Below are 14,769 nucleotides of genomic sequence, written 5' to 3' on the forward strand. Positions count from 1 at the left end.
TTGTCGGTCGGTCGCTTGCCAACCGGCAAAAGGTTTGCCAATAATCGGATGCCAACCCTGGAGCTTGTCATCTTTTTATGGAGGAAACATGCGCCTGCCCATTATTCTGGATACCGATCCGGGTATCGACGATGCCGCCGCTATTGTCGCCGCCCTGTTTGCCCCGCAGCTTGACCTGCAACTGATGACCACCGTCGCGGGGAATGTCTCCGTAGAGAAAACCACCCGCAACGCGCTGCAACTGCTGCATTTCTGGAACATGGATATCCCGCTGGCGCAGGGGGCCGCCACGCCGCTGCTGCGCCCGTTGCGCGATGCTGCTTACGTCCACGGCGAGTCGGGCATGGAAGGCTATGACTTTGTCGCCCATGATTGCCAGCCATTGGCAAAACCGGCCTTTATCGCCATTCGGGATGCCCTGATGAGCGCCCCGGAACCCGTCACGCTGGTCGCGATCGGCCCGTTAACCAATATTGCGCTGCTGCTGACTCACTACCCGGAATGCGCTTTTAACATTCGTCGTCTGGTGATCATGGGCGGCTCTGCGGGGCGGGGGAACTTTACGCCGAACGCCGAATTCAATATTGCTGTCGACCCGGAAGCCGCTTCCCGCGTTTTTCAGAGTGGGATAGAGATTGTGATGTGCGGGCTGGACGTGACCAACCAGGCCCTGCTGGCGCCGGATTATCTGGCAAAACTGCCCGAACTTAACCGGACGGGAAAAATGCTGCATGCGTTGTTTAGCCACTACCGCAGCGGCAGCATGAACACCGGGCTGCGCATGCACGATCTCTGCGCCATCGCCTGGCTGGTTCGCCCGGATCTGTTCACCGTTAAACCCTGTTTTGTCGCGGTAGAGACGCAGGGGGAATACACCGCAGGCACAACGGTTGTTGATATTGAAGGCCGGCTGGGTAAAAGCCCTAACGTGCAGGTGGCGCTGGAGATTGATGTGGCTGGCTTCCAGCAGTGGGTCGCCGACGTGCTGGCGCTGGCGCCCTAGGCTAGGATTTTAGTTGTTGGCTAAGGTAATCAATCATGGCCCGTATTTTGAGCGGCATATGCTTGTTTCCAGCCCACAAAAGCCATAGCTCGCCGGAGTAGTTGCTGATAAACGTCCACTCCGGCAACACCTGCATGATTTCGCCGTCTTGTAACGCTTCTCTGGCCGTGAATGCAGGGAGACTGCCAATTCCCAGATGGCGCTTTACTGCGTCCAGTCTTACACCCGTATGATTAGCCGCATAGCGCCCCGTTGTTTGAACGACTTCTGTCTTGCCTTGTTTACGAAATTTCCAGCGTGAGTCCGTTGGCGTCTCTCCGAGGCTAATGCAACTGTGCTGACGTAAATCTTCCGGGTGCGTCGGTGTCCCCTGCTTTTGCAGATACTCTGGCGTGGCGCAGAGGATGTGGGTGATTGGCATTAACGGCTTGCCATGCAACCCGGGCGAGGGGGTATTGGTGATTTGCAGCGCCAGATCGACACCATCATCAATGAGATCCATATAGCGGTCTTCGAGCCTCAGGCAAACATCAACCAGGGGAAAACGTTCAAGAAATTGCGGGATCAGTGGATGAATAACGAAGCGTCCGACGGCTTTGGGTACGCTGAGCGTAATCTTTCCCTGAGGAACGTGTTGTACGCTTCCCCCGGAATCAATGGCCTGTCGCGCTGCTTCCAGCATCATTTTTGCATGTTCATACACCATCTTTCCTGTTTCACTTAATGCCAGCTTACGTGTTGAACGATGCAACAACTGGCTGCCCGTTTCGCGTTCAAGGCGTGAAACGCTGCGGCTCATGGCTGATGGGGTCACACCTGCTGCGCGCGCTGCGGCAGAAAAGCTACCGTGATCAACAATCAACACAAAAGTGGCCAGATCGGGAAGGAGTGTCAAATTCATTTGTGTTTCTCAGGCAAAGATTCATTGCCGGGCAGGCGGATTATCTGCTCCGGGATAAATAATATACTGCCCTTCACGACAGGAGGACATATGACAGAACGTCTTTATTACAACACCGATGATACAGAAGGCATGGCATGTGTGACGGGGTGCTCTCCACAAATGGATGGCCTGTATGCCGTTACGCTCGATAAAACATTATTCCACCCTCAGGGAGGTGGACAACCCGCAGACAAAGGCTGGATTGCGGATATTCCAGTTTGCGGAATCATGTTACGTGATAATCAAATTATACATATTCTGCCGCAACCCGTTGCAGCGGGAGTGGTGCAGCTAAAAGTCGATGCACAGACACGTTTGCTCAACTCTCGTCTGCATTCAGCAGGCCATCTTATCGGGTGTGCGGGAGAAACATGGGGTTGGTCGCCAGTGAAAGCGCACCACTGGCTGGGTGAGGGGCGCATTACCTTTTCAGCAGGTGAACATGCTCGTCTTCCTGATGCTGAAAATCTGCTGGCGTGTATTGAGCAGTGGCAGGCGAAGGATTATGCCCGTCGAATTGAGTTTGACGGTGAGCGACGTAAAGTGGGGTTTGGCGAACTTCCGATGTACTTCTGTGGAGGAACACATGTCACTTCGCTCGGCCAACTTGGTCGTATAATGATCGGTGGGATCAAAATGAAGAAAGGGCAGCTCATCATTAACTATTCCATTGAATAGCGTCCATTTGCTCTTGATCGCAGGCCGAGTTGCCTGCGGCGTCCCGCTTTTCCCGCATATAGCTTTTACTGATATCTCTCCCTGTTTATCATTAAATTCTAATTATCGACGTTTTTGGCTAGCGGCGCGGCGTGGCGCTGGTTAATCTGAAAACGATTTACGCAAAATTAACAAAAGAGAATAGCTATGCATGATGCACAAATCCGCGTTGCCATCGCGGGAGCCGGGGGACGCATGGGACGTCAGCTCATTCAGGCCGCCCTGGGGATGGACGGCGTTCAACTCGGCGCGGCGCTGGAGCGGGAAGGTTCTTCATTACTGGGCAGCGATGCCGGTGAATTAGCAGGCGCAGGGAAAACGGGCGTCACCGTGCAAAGTAGCCTGGAAGCGGTAAAAGATGATTTTGACATCTTTATCGATTTCACTCGCCCGGAAGGGACGCTGGCGCACCTGGCGTTTTGCCGTCAGCACGGTAAAGGCATCGTCATTGGCACGACGGGATTTGATGACGCAGGCAAGCAGGTCATTCGCGATGCCGCGCAGGATATCGGCATTGTGTTCGCTGCCAACTTTAGCGTCGGTGTTAACGTCATGCTGAAGCTACTTGAGAAAGCGGCGAAAGTGATGGGCGACTATACCGATATTGAAATTATCGAAGCGCACCATCGCCATAAAGTGGATGCGCCGTCAGGCACCGCGCTGGCGATGGGGGAAGCGATCGCCCACGCGCTGGACAAAGATCTGAAAGCGTGTGCGGTATACAGTCGTGAAGGTTATACCGGCGAACGCGTGCCGGGCACCATCGGTTTTGCGACGGTTCGTGCTGGCGACATTGTGGGTGAACATACCGCGATGTTTGCTGATATCGGTGAACGTATTGAAATCACGCATAAGGCCTCCAGCCGTATGACGTTTGCGAATGGCGCGGTCAGATCGGCTATCTGGCTAAAATCAAAGCCAAATGGTCTTTTTGATATGCGAGATGTGCTGGATTTAAACAATTTATAGCTGGTTTTTACCCTTCGTGATGTGGTTATGGTAATCATAATTTGTTGATTACATAGGGCAATAATTTATTGCCCTATTATTTTTAACTTTATCTTTCTATTTTTTATTTAAACTCGTGAATTAATCTTTTTTCTTCTGTTTATTTGTTGCTTTTATGTAAATTTTGACCAAGTGGTCCACTTTTTTCTTCTCACTGGTTTCATAATGCATTCTTTCAGCCACGCAAGCGTTTTCCAGGACAGGTTAGCTGATCTTTTTGCCTGTTAAATCAGAACATCCTTCCCTGAGTCGTAAAACAATACAAAAAATACCGCCTTTAAGTTGACTTTTACCCGCCTTATCTTCAGAATGCCGCCGTTTGCCAGAAATCCACGGGTAAGCAGATTTGCATTGATTCAGGTTATATAAATGAATTAATATGCAAATAAAGTGAGTGAATATTCTCTGGAGGGTGTTTTGATTAAGTCAGCGCTATTGGTTCTGGAAGACGGAACCCAGTTTCACGGTCGGGCCATAGGGGCAACAGGTTCGGCGGTTGGGGAAGTCGTTTTCAATACTTCAATGACCGGTTATCAAGAAATCCTCACTGATCCTTCCTATTCCCGCCAAATTGTCACTCTTACTTATCCTCATATCGGTAATGTCGGCACCAATGAAGCCGATGAAGAATCCTCTCAGGTTCATGCGCAAGGTCTGGTCATTCGCGATCTGCCGCTGATTGCCAGCAACTTCCGCAATACTGAAGACCTCTCTTCTTACCTGAAACGCCATAACATCGTGGCGATTGCCGATATTGATACCCGTAAGCTGACGCGCCTGCTGCGTGAGAAGGGCGCACAGAACGGCTGCATTATCGCGGGTGATAACCCGGATGCGGCACTGGCGCTGGAGAAAGCGAAAGCCTTCCCGGGCCTCAACGGAATGGATCTGGCGAAAGAAGTGACCACCGCTGAATCCTATAGCTGGACGCAGGGAAGCTGGACGCTTGCAGACGACCTGCCGGAAGCCAAATCAGAAACTGACCTGCCGTTCCACGTTGTGGCTTACGACTACGGCGCGAAACGCAACATCCTGCGTATGCTGGTAGACAGAGGCTGCCGCCTGACGGTGGTTCCGGCGAAGACCTCCGCCGAAGAGGTGCTGAAGATGAACCCGGACGGTATCTTCCTCTCTAACGGCCCTGGCGATCCGGCGCCGTGCGACTACGCTATCGAGGCGATTCAGGCATTCCTCGAAACCAATATTCCGGTTTTCGGCATCTGCCTCGGCCATCAGTTGCTGGCGCTGGCGAGCGGCGCGAAAACCATCAAGATGAAGTTCGGCCACCACGGCGGTAACCATCCGGTAAAAGATATCGATAACAATACCGTGATGATAACGGCGCAGAACCACGGTTTTGCGGTGGATGAGGCTTCTATGCCTGCAAATCTGCGAGTGACGCACAAATCGCTGTTCGACGGCACTCTGCAAGGGATTCATCGCACCGATAAACCGGCGTTCAGCTTCCAGGGGCACCCTGAGGCGAGCCCTGGCCCGCATGATGCCGCGCCATTGTTCGACCACTTTATCGAGTTAATTGAGCAGTACCGTCAGTCCGCGAAATAATCAGGAGTAAACAGAGCCATGCCAAAACGTACAGACATAAAAAGTATCCTGATTCTGGGTGCGGGCCCGATTGTTATCGGCCAGGCGTGTGAGTTTGACTACTCTGGCGCCCAGGCGTGTAAAGCGCTGCGTGAAGAAGGTTATCGCGTCATCCTGGTGAACTCTAACCCCGCGACCATCATGACCGACCCGGAAATGGCCGATGCGACCTACATCGAGCCGATTCACTGGGAAGTGGTGCGTAAAATTATTGAGAAAGAGCGCCCGGATGCGGTGCTGCCGACGATGGGCGGCCAGACGGCGCTGAACTGCGCGCTGGAGCTGGAGCGTCAGGGCGTGCTGGCTGAGTTCGGCGTGACCATGATCGGCGCCACTGCCGATGCGATTGATAAAGCCGAAGACCGCCGCCGTTTCGACGTGGCGATGAAGAAAATCGGCCTCGACACTGCCCGCTCCGGTATTGCGCATACGATGGAAGAGGCGCTGGCGGTTGCCGCTGACGTCGGTTATCCGTGCATTATCCGTCCATCCTTTACGATGGGCGGCACCGGCGGCGGTATTGCCTACAACCGCGAAGAGTTCGAAGAAATTTGCGCGCGCGGTCTGGATCTCTCCCCAACCAACGAACTGCTGATAGATGAGTCGCTGATTGGCTGGAAAGAGTACGAAATGGAAGTGGTGCGTGATAAGAACGATAACTGCATTATCGTCTGCTCCATTGAGAACTTTGACGCGATGGGCATTCACACCGGTGACTCCATCACGGTGGCTCCGGCGCAAACGCTGACGGACAAAGAGTACCAAATCATGCGTAACGCCTCGATGGCGGTACTGCGTGAAATCGGCGTGGAAACCGGCGGTTCCAACGTTCAGTTTGCGGTGAACCCGAAAAACGGTCGTCTGATTGTCATCGAAATGAACCCGCGCGTCTCCCGCTCCTCGGCGCTGGCGTCAAAAGCCACCGGCTTCCCGATTGCCAAAGTGGCGGCGAAACTGGCGGTGGGTTACACCCTCGACGAACTGATGAACGACATCACCGGCGGCCGTACTCCGGCATCGTTCGAACCGTCCATCGACTACGTTGTCACCAAAATTCCTCGCTTCAACTTTGAAAAATTCGCGGGCAGCAACGACCGTCTCACCACCCAGATGAAATCCGTCGGCGAAGTGATGGCGATTGGCCGCACTCAGCAGGAATCCTTACAGAAAGCGCTGCGCGGTCTGGAAGTGGGCGCCGCCGGTTTTGACCCGAAAGTGAGCCTGGATGACCCGGAAGCGCTGACCAAAATTCGTCGCGAGCTGAAAGATGCGGGCGCCGAGCGTATCTGGTACATCGCTGATGCGTTCCGCGCGGGGCTGTCTGTCGATGGCGTCTTTAACCTGACCAACATCGACCGCTGGTTCCTGGTGCAGATTGAAGAACTGGTTCGTCTGGAAGAAAAAGTGGCAGAGCTTGGCATCACCGGCCTCGACGCTGACTTCCTGCGGATGCTGAAGCGCAAAGGCTTCGCCGATGCGCGTCTGGCTAAACTGGCGGGCGTGCGCGAAGCGGAAGTGCGCAAATTGCGCGACCAGTTCAACCTGCACCCGGTTTACAAGCGCGTGGACACCTGTGCGGCGGAATTTGCTACCGACACCGCCTACATGTACTCCACTTATGAAGATGAGTGCGAAGCGAATCCGAACCAGGATCGCGACAAAATCATGGTGCTCGGCGGCGGCCCGAACCGTATCGGCCAGGGGATTGAATTTGACTACTGCTGCGTACACGCCTCGCTGGCGCTGCGCGAAGACGGTTACGAGACCATTATGGTCAACTGTAACCCGGAAACGGTCTCCACCGACTACGACACCTCCGACCGCCTGTACTTCGAGCCGGTCACGCTGGAAGATGTGCTGGAAATCGTGCGCGTCGAGAAACCGAAAGGCGTCATCGTACAGTACGGCGGCCAGACTCCGCTGAAACTGGCGCGCGCGCTGGAAGCGGCAGGTGTGCCAGTTATCGGCACCAGCCCGGATGCGATTGACCGCGCGGAAGACCGTGAGCGCTTCCAGCAGGCGGTTGACCGTCTGAAACTGAAACAGCCTGCTAACGCCACCGTGACGGCGATTGAACAGGCCGTTGAGAAGGCAAAAGAGATTGGCTATCCGCTGGTGGTTCGCCCGTCCTACGTGCTGGGCGGCCGCGCGATGGAAATCGTTTACGACGAAGCTGACCTGCGTCGTTACTTCCAGACCGCAGTCAGCGTCTCTAACGATGCGCCGGTACTGCTGGACCGCTTCCTTGATGACGCGGTGGAAGTGGATGTGGATGCTATCTGCGACGGCGAAATGGTGCTGATTGGCGGCATCATGGAACACATCGAACAGGCGGGCGTGCACTCCGGTGACTCCGCATGTTCTCTGCCGGCCTACACGTTAAGCAAAGAGATTCAGGACGTGATGCGCCAGCAGGTGCAGAAGCTGGCCTTTGAGTTGCAGGTGCGTGGTCTGATGAACGTGCAGTTCGCGGTGAAAGACAACGAAGTCTACCTGATTGAAGTGAACCCGCGTGCGGCGCGTACCGTACCGTTCGTCTCCAAAGCGACCGGCTTACCGCTGGCGAAAGTGGCGGCGCGCGTGATGGCGGGCAAATCGCTGACCGAGCAGGGCGTGACGAAAGAAATCATCCCGCCGTACTACTCGGTGAAAGAAGTGGTGCTGCCGTTCAACAAATTCCCGGGCGTTGACCCGCTGTTAGGGCCAGAAATGCGCTCTACCGGGGAAGTGATGGGCGTCGGCCGCACCTTCGCTGAAGCGTTCGCCAAAGCGCAGCTTGGCAGCAGCTCGACGATGAAGAAATCGGGCCGTGCGCTGCTCTCCGTTCGTGAAGGCGACAAAGAACGCGTGGTGGACCTGGCGGCGAAGCTGCTGAAACAGGGCTTCGAACTGGATGCGACTCACGGTACGGCGATTGTGCTGGGTGAGGCGGGTATCAACCCGCGTCTGGTCAACAAGGTGCATGAAGGTCGTCCGCACATTCAGGACCGTATCAAGAATGGCGAATACACCTACATCATCAACACCACCGCAGGTCGTCAGGCGATTGAGGACTCTAAACTGATTCGCCGCAGCGCGTTGCAGTATAAAGTGCATTACGACACGACCCTGAACGGCGGCTTCGCCACGACGATGGCGCTGAACGCCGATGCGACTGAAAAGGTGATCTCCGTACAGGAAATGCACGCGCAAATTACGAAGTAAGCGGCTGACGCATTTATCTGGTGATATAAAAAGGTTCCTGCAAAGGAACCTTTTTTTACGCCATAAGGTCATTCCTGGTCACATACGCTTCCTGGATGTGGTTTTCAATGTAACAAGCACGATTTCGCTCACACTAATCAACAATTAAGTCGCATACTATCCCCTTATATCCACAATTTATTTATGGTTAATGGCGTTATTTATATTCAGGCCATAACGAACCGTAGCAAGATTTTTAATTTGTAAAATGGTGTGCTTATGAGTGAAAAATATGTTGAGAAACCACTTTATTTGTTAATTGCTGATTGGGTAATGGCAGAAAACCGGTGGGTGAGCGCCAAAGAGATCGCGAAGCAATTTAATATGGATTATTGCAAAGCGATTAATACGGTTTCGTATATTCTTTCTGAAGTGGGGGAAATAGAGTGCGAGACCAGGACGATCCCTAATCAGCTGGAAGGGCGAGGATGCCAGTGCCAACGCCTGGTGCGTATTAAGCGTATTGACGCGCAGCTCTATGCGCGTTTGGGTCATAGCGCGCAGGAGAAGATGGTAAAAGCGGAGAGAACCCCGCGAATGCCGGTTCCGCCCGCAGAGCTAAACCGCGAGCAGAAATGGCAGATGATGCTATCAAAAAGTATGCGTCGGTAATGTCGGCGTAAATGCCTTATCCGGCCTGCAACGGTGTGTTGACTCGTAGGCCGGATAAGTGTCAGCGCCATCCGGCACAAAGCGTTACGCCGATTTTGGCTTCACCTCCGTCGTGCCTTTCAGGCGCGGCCGGTTCTTTTCGACCTGGGTTAAGGGTTGCGTTTCACATAGCGATGCCCGACAGCGTACCGCGAGATCCTGATATTCCTGCGTGTTGAGCCGTTTCCAGTGCAGCTCTTCATCCGTGACATCACGTTTGACGCGTGCAGGCGCGCCAACCAGCAGCTGCCTGGGCGCGCCGACAAAACCCGCTTTTACAAAACTCATGGCGGCGACGATACTCTCTTCGCCGATGATTGCGCCATCCATGATTACGCTGTTCATGCCCACCAACGCATCACGACCAATCACGCAGCCGTGAAGGATTGCGCCGTGCCCGATATGCCCGTTTTCATGCACGATGGTGTCGGTATCGCAATAACCGTGCATGATGCAGCCATCCTGAAGGTTAGCGCCCGCCTCAAGAATCAGACGCCCATAGTCGCCGCGCAGCGATGCAAGCGGGCCGATATAGACGCCGGCGCCGACGATGACATCGCCAATCAACACGGCGCTGGGATGCACGTACGCCTCTGGATGTACTACCGGAATCAGGCCTTCAAAGGCGTAATAGCTCATGGTTATTCCTCCGTGATTGTTGTCGGATGGCGGCTGCGCCTTATCCGACCGACGGCAGTAGGCGGATAAGCGTTAGTGTCATCCGGCAGCGCGGCGCTAGCGGCCTTTCCAGACCGGATCGCGTTTTTCGGCAAACGCCTGCGGGCCTTCGATCGCATCTTCAGAGTGCAGTACCGACGGGTAATGCTTCAATGCGCCGCTGCGAATGTAGCGATAGCCTTCTTCCACCGGCATTTCGCTGGTTGCGCGGTAGATCTCTTTGAGGGCGGCGATCGCCAACGGCGCGCTGTTCACCAACTGTTGCGCCAGTTCGCGGGCGCTGTCCATTAACGCTTGCTGGCTGACAACCCGGTTCACAATTCCCCAGCGCAAGGCTTCTTCTGCGTCCATTCGTCTGCCGGTCATCAGCATTTCGTTGACGATAGCAGGCGGTAGTAGCTTAGGCAGGCGCAGCACGCCGCCGCTGTCAGGCACAATGCCGAGCTTTGCTTCAGGCAGCGCGAAACTGGCGTTATCGGCGCAGACGATAAAATCCGCCGCCAGCGCCAGTTCGAACCCGCCGCCGAAGGCATAGCCGTTAACGGCGGCAATCACCGGTTTATCCAGGTCAAAGATCTCGGTTAAACCGGCAAACCCGCCGGGGCCAAAATCGGCGTCCGGGGCTTCGCCTTCGGCCGCCGCTTTTAAATCCCAGCCTGCGGAGAAGAATTTTTCGCCGCCACCGGTGATGATCGCCACACGCAATTCGGGATCGTCACGGAAATTGAGAAAAACTTCGCCCATCTCAAAACTGGTTTTTGCGTCTATTGCATTCGCTTTCGGGCGATCCAGCGTAATTTCCAGAATCGGGCCGTGACGGGTCAAATGTAATGATTCACTCATATCTTCACTCCATTATTTAAAATCGGACGGGTAAGAATGCTTATTTCAGGTTCTTTTTAATTATTTTTCCTGAACAATTTCGGGGCAGATCATTTCTTATCTCAAGAAAAGAGGGGACTTTGAATTTCGCCATATTCTGTTCACAGAAAGCGAAAAACTCCTCTTCCGTTAATGTTTCACCTTCATTAAGCACCACAAAGGCTTTAATGGCTTCATCGCGGATCGAATCGTGAATACCAATAACGACGATGTCCTGAATTTTGGGATGAGCCGAAATAATGTTTTCCAGTTCGACGCAGGAGACATTTTCGCCGCCGCGTTTAATCATGTTGCAACGCCTGTCAACGAAATAGAAAAATCCCTCCTCATCCCGATAGCCGGAATCACCGGTATGCAGCCAGCCGTTGGCTTCCAGCGCTTTGGCGGTGGCTTCCGGCCTGGCGTAATACTCTTTAAAGATGGTTTTTCCCGGCACGCCTTTAATACAGATTTCACCGATTTCTCCGGCGGGCAGCGAGCGGTTCTGCTCATCGCGGATGTCCGCCTCATAGCAAAATCCAGGGCGACCAATAGATGGCCAGCGCCGTTTATCGCCGGGACGATCGCCAATAATGCCGACAATGGTTTCCGTCATCCCGTAAGAGGTCAGCAGTCGGACGCCGAAACGTGCAATAAAAGCGTCTTTTTCCTGCACGGAAAGGTTGAGATAGAACATCACTTCGCGCAGACAATGCTGCCTCTCTTCCGGGGAAGCGGGCTGCACCATCAGCGTCCTGATCATCATCGGAATACATTCCGTGACGGTGGCACGATACTTTCGTACCTGTCCCCAGAACGCGCGGGCGCTGTATTTTTCGATCAGCACAAAGGTGCTGCCTGCGGAGAATGCCGCCATTGCCGCAGTACACTGACAGTCAATATGAAAGGCGGGCATCACCGTCAGATAGACGTCATCTTCACGCAGCGCACACTGCCAGGAGGAGTAGTAACCCGCAAAACGCAGGTTGTAATGGGTAATGACCACGCCTTTGGGCCGCGAGGTGGTGCCAGACGTAAACAGAATCTCCGCCGTGTCGTCAGTGGATAACGGCGGCGCATAGCACAATGTGGCAGGCTGCTGGTCTTTCAGTTGAGAAAAATGGCTAACGTTATCTTCAACGGGCGCATTTTCGCCAATCAGACAGATATGATTGAGCAGGGTATCGTCCTCAAGCAGTATCTGGCGATACATCGGATAAAATTCAGCGCTGGTGACGATGAGCTGCGCGCGGCTGTTTTGTAAAATCCAGGCGCTCTCTTCGCGCAGGAGCCTGGCATTGATCGGCACCATGATGGCGCCAATTTTGGCCAGACCAAACCAGCAGAAAAAGAACTCCGGGCAGTTATCCAGATGCAGCGCGACGTTATCGCCTTTCTGAATGCCTGAGGCGAGGAAAAGGTTCGCCGTGCGGTTGATCTCCTCATTCAGCGACGCGTAGCTGAATTGCCGGACAACGCCTTCGCTGGATTCAAAAATAAGCGCCGTTTTATTTCCGTATACCTCGGCCAGGTCGTCCCACATCTGACGTAAGTTTTGTCCGCCAACGATATCCATTGCACTGTTATCCGTTCGAAAATAGGCATGCGCGCTAACCGGATAAACCGGTTAGCGCTTTGCGTTTAATCCTCAACTTTGGCCAGACCCTTGCTGACCAGTTCCTGTATATCTGCTTCGTTGTAACCGATGTTTTTTAGAATGGCGGCGGTGTCCATGCCATGCGACGGCATGCCACGCCAGATTTTCCCTGGGTTGTTTTTGAATTTCGGCATGATGTTTGGCCCTTTACAGGTGCGGCCATCCATCGTGTGCCACTCGGTAATGGATTCGCGGGCGACGTACTGCGGGTTGCTTTCCAGTTCTGGAATGGTCAGCACTTTCGCGCAGGCGATATTCAGCTCGGCGAAACGCGCCTGCACGTCGGCGATGGAACGGGTCGCCAGCCACGCATCCAGTTTTTCCTCGACTAACGGCCCGTAAGGGCACTCAACGCGATGGATAAGCTGGGTGCCTTCCGGCACCTCTGGCGTACCCAGAATGTGCGCCAGGCCGATATCCTTAAAGCACTCGTTGATCTGCGTAATGCCGACCAGCTCCATCACGATGTAACCGTCTGCGCATTTATACAGCCCGCATCCGGCGTAGTAGGGGTCTTTGCCTTTGGTCATGCGCGGGCAAATTTCGCCGCCGTTGAAGTAATCCATCATGAAGTACTGACCCATGCGCAGCATCACTTCATACATCGCCACATCAATGCTTTCGCCTTTGCCGGTTTCACGCACTCTGTGCAAAGCCGCCAGCGCGGCGGTGGTGGCGGTCATCCCGGAAAAATAGTCCGCCGTATACGGGAACGCGGGCATGGGTTGATCGACATCGCCGTTCTGAATCAGGTAGCCGCTAAAGGCCTGGGCGATGGTGTTGTAAGCCGGGAGGTTGGTGTACTCCTCCGTGCCGTACTGGCCGAAACCGGAAAGGTGGGCGATCACCAGTTTGGGGTTGTGTTCCCACAGCACGTCATCGGTAATTCCGCGACGGGCAAACGCCGGGCCTTTGCTGGCTTCGATGAAGATGTCAGTGGTTTCCATGAGCTTCAGAAACGCTTCCCGACCTTCATCTTTGAAGATGTTAAGGGAGAGAGCATGCAAGTTTCGGCGTGAAAGCTGCGGATAGTTCGGCTGGACGCGAATGGTATCGGCCCAGGCGACATTTTCAATCCAGATCACTTCCGCGCCCCATTCTGCGAACATTTGTCCGGCGAACGGCCCGGCGATTTCAATCCCGGAGAACACGACCCGCAATCCGGCGAGCGGCCCGAAAGTGGGCATCGGTAAACGGTTCATAAATAAATTCCTGCATTTTTGTAGGCCCGGTAAGCGCAGCGCCACCGGGCAATGTTTAACGGTATTGCTTCAGCACGGCGCGGCCGAGCGTCAGGATCTGCATTTCGTCAGAGCCGCCGGAGACGCGGTCAACGCGCAGGTCACGCCAGAAACGCGTAATGCGGTGGTTGCCCGCAATCCCGACGCCGCCCAATACCTGCATGGTGCTGTCTACCACGTCAAACGCGGCGTTGGCGCAGAAGTATTTACACATCGCGGCATCGCCCGAGGTGATGGTGCCGTTATCCGCTTTCCACGCGGCTTCCAGCAGCATGTTTTTCATGGAGTTTAATTTGATCGCCATATGCGCGAACTTCTCCTGAATCAGCTGGAAGCGACCGATCGTCTCGCCAAACTGCACACGCTGATTGGCGTAACGCGCGGCGTCTTCGAACGCGCACATCGCCGTACCGTAGTTGGTTAAAGCCACCAGGAAACGTTCGTGGTCGAACTCTTCTTTTACGCGGTTAAAGCCATTACCTTCCCGGCCGAACATGTCTTTTTCGTCCAGCTCAACATCGTCAAAATTGATTTCACAGCAGCTGTCCATGCGCAGGCCGAGCTTCTCAAGTTTGTTAACCTTGATGCCGGGTTTGCTCATATCGACAAACCATTCGGTATAAATCGGTTTGTCCGGGGAGGCGCCGTCCCGTGCCATCACCACGATGTAGGGGGTGTAGGCGCTACTGGTGATGAAACACTTGCTGCCGTTAAGATAAACCTTACCATTTTTACGGGTATAGGTAGTTTTTAAACTGCCAACATCCGATCCCGCTCCCGGTTCGGTGATCGCCGAGTTCCACATCTGCTTGCCGGTTCCCTGGAACGCCATGATTTTATCAATTTGCTCCTGGGTCCCTTCACGCAGGAAAGTGTTAAAACCTCCCGGCAATTGGTACAACACGTAAGTTGGCGCGCCCAGACGCCCCAGTTCCATCCATACGGCGGCAACGGTGACGAAACCGGCTTCCAGCCCGCCGTGTTCTTCCGGGATCAACAGGCTGTCGATGCCCATATCCGCCAGCGCTTTCACAAAACGTTCCGGGTAGACGCTGTCGCGATCGCACTCGGCAAAGTAGGCTTCCCAGTTCTCACTGGCCATCAGTTCACGAATACCGGCGACAAACAGTTCCTGCTCGTCATTCAAATTAAAATCCATCTT

Annotated in this window: 12 protein-coding genes; 6 read left to right on the forward strand and 6 right to left on the reverse strand. The window is 54.2% G+C overall.

From position 1 onward, the window contains the following. Positions 1-88: 88 nt before the first annotated feature. Entirely contained in the window at positions 89-1,003 is a 915-nt protein-coding gene (gene rihC, locus OGX84_RS04880) for a ribonucleoside hydrolase RihC (protein ID WP_112001202.1), read from the forward strand. Position 1,004: 1 nt separating this feature from the next. Here rihC and OGX84_RS04885 read toward each other — a convergent pair whose 3' ends face one another. Further along, a complete protein-coding gene (locus tag OGX84_RS04885) occupies positions 1,005-1,904 on the reverse strand; it encodes a LysR family transcriptional regulator (RefSeq protein ID WP_012134142.1) in 900 nt (299 codons plus the stop codon). A 90-nt stretch (positions 1,905-1,994) separates the two neighbouring features. Between OGX84_RS04885 and OGX84_RS04890 the strand changes: the two genes are divergently transcribed. The 5 genes from OGX84_RS04890 to caiF all read left to right on the forward strand — a co-directional run bounded on the left by OGX84_RS04890 (position 1,995) and on the right by caiF (position 9,131). Then, the gene (locus tag OGX84_RS04890) at positions 1,995-2,624 is read left to right on the forward strand and encodes an alanyl-tRNA editing protein (RefSeq protein WP_286457500.1); all 630 of its coding nucleotides are present in this window, start codon (positions 1,995-1,997) and stop codon (positions 2,622-2,624) included. Positions 2,625-2,810: 186 nt separating this feature from the next. Then, complete coding sequence (gene dapB / locus OGX84_RS04895; RefSeq protein ID WP_286457501.1) at positions 2,811-3,632, forward strand: 4-hydroxy-tetrahydrodipicolinate reductase; 822 nt, start codon at positions 2,811-2,813, stop codon at positions 3,630-3,632. 456 nt (positions 3,633-4,088) lie between these two features. Continuing rightward, positions 4,089-5,237: a glutamine-hydrolyzing carbamoyl-phosphate synthase small subunit gene (carA, locus tag OGX84_RS04900; RefSeq protein ID WP_112001201.1), complete on the forward strand. Its 1,149-nt coding sequence runs from the start codon at positions 4,089-4,091 to the stop codon at positions 5,235-5,237. Between the two features lie 18 nt (positions 5,238-5,255). Further along, positions 5,256-8,480 carry a carbamoyl-phosphate synthase large subunit gene (carB, locus tag OGX84_RS04905; RefSeq protein ID WP_012134136.1) on the forward strand — a complete coding sequence of 1,075 codons (3,225 nt, stop codon included), beginning with the start codon at positions 5,256-5,258 and terminating at the stop codon, positions 8,478-8,480. 258 nt (positions 8,481-8,738) lie between these two features. Continuing rightward, complete coding sequence (caiF, locus tag OGX84_RS04910; protein ID WP_012134135.1) at positions 8,739-9,131, forward strand: carnitine metabolism transcriptional regulator CaiF; 393 nt, start codon at positions 8,739-8,741, stop codon at positions 9,129-9,131. An 84-nt stretch (positions 9,132-9,215) separates the two neighbouring features. Here the strand turns inward: caiF and caiE are convergent, their stop codons facing one another. From caiE to caiA, 5 genes are all read right to left on the reverse strand, one after another. Continuing rightward, positions 9,216-9,809 carry a carnitine operon protein CaiE gene (gene caiE, locus OGX84_RS04915; protein ID WP_012134134.1) on the reverse strand — a complete coding sequence of 198 codons (594 nt, stop codon included), beginning with the start codon at positions 9,807-9,809 and terminating at the stop codon, positions 9,216-9,218. A gap of 96 nt (positions 9,810-9,905) precedes the next feature. Further along, on the reverse strand, positions 9,906-10,691 hold the full coding sequence (caiD, locus tag OGX84_RS04920) for a crotonobetainyl-CoA hydratase (RefSeq protein ID WP_058668554.1): 786 nt from the start codon (positions 10,689-10,691) through the stop codon (positions 9,906-9,908). Between the two features lie 40 nt (positions 10,692-10,731). After that, positions 10,732-12,285: a crotonobetaine/carnitine-CoA ligase gene (caiC, locus tag OGX84_RS04925; RefSeq protein ID WP_047459004.1), complete on the reverse strand. Its 1,554-nt coding sequence runs from the start codon at positions 12,283-12,285 to the stop codon at positions 10,732-10,734. Positions 12,286-12,350: 65 nt separating this feature from the next. After that, positions 12,351-13,568 (reverse strand): L-carnitine CoA-transferase, encoded by a 1,218-nt coding sequence (gene caiB, locus OGX84_RS04930; protein ID WP_024130718.1) that lies wholly within the window; start codon positions 13,566-13,568, stop codon positions 12,351-12,353. Positions 13,569-13,623: 55 nt separating this feature from the next. Continuing rightward, on the reverse strand, positions 13,624-14,766 hold the full coding sequence (gene caiA, locus OGX84_RS04935; protein WP_286457502.1) for a crotonobetainyl-CoA dehydrogenase: 1,143 nt from the start codon (positions 14,764-14,766) through the stop codon (positions 13,624-13,626). Positions 14,767-14,769 lie beyond the last annotated feature (3 nt).

It is taken from the genome of Citrobacter sp. CK202 (assembly GCF_030333225.1).
GTDB classification, from domain to species: Bacteria; Pseudomonadota; Gammaproteobacteria; order Enterobacterales; family Enterobacteriaceae; genus Citrobacter_B; species Citrobacter_B koseri.

Bases quoted from the DNA above. Each gene is read 5' to 3' on its own strand.
- rihC (WP_112001202.1), top strand. From the start codon at position 89: ATGCGCCTGCCCATTATTCTGGATACCGATCCGGGTATCGACGATGCC.
- OGX84_RS04885 (WP_012134142.1), bottom strand. From the start codon at position 1,904: ATGAATTTGACACTCCTTCCCGATCTGGCCACTTTTGTGTTGATTGTT.
- OGX84_RS04890 (WP_286457500.1), top strand. From the start codon at position 1,995: ATGACAGAACGTCTTTATTACAACACCGATGATACAGAAGGCATGGCA.
- dapB (WP_286457501.1), top strand. From the start codon at position 2,811: ATGCATGATGCACAAATCCGCGTTGCCATCGCGGGAGCCGGGGGACGC.
- carB (WP_012134136.1), top strand. From the start codon at position 5,256: ATGCCAAAACGTACAGACATAAAAAGTATCCTGATTCTGGGTGCGGGC.
- caiF (WP_012134135.1), top strand. From the start codon at position 8,739: ATGAGTGAAAAATATGTTGAGAAACCACTTTATTTGTTAATTGCTGAT.
- caiE (WP_012134134.1), bottom strand. From the start codon at position 9,809: ATGAGCTATTACGCCTTTGAAGGCCTGATTCCGGTAGTACATCCAGAG.
- caiD (WP_058668554.1), bottom strand. From the start codon at position 10,691: ATGAGTGAATCATTACATTTGACCCGTCACGGCCCGATTCTGGAAATT.
- caiC (WP_047459004.1), bottom strand. From the start codon at position 12,285: ATGGATATCGTTGGCGGACAAAACTTACGTCAGATGTGGGACGACCTG.
- caiB (WP_024130718.1), bottom strand. From the start codon at position 13,568: ATGAACCGTTTACCGATGCCCACTTTCGGGCCGCTCGCCGGATTGCGG.
- caiA (WP_286457502.1), bottom strand. From the start codon at position 14,766: ATGGATTTTAATTTGAATGACGAGCAGGAACTGTTTGTCGCCGGTATT.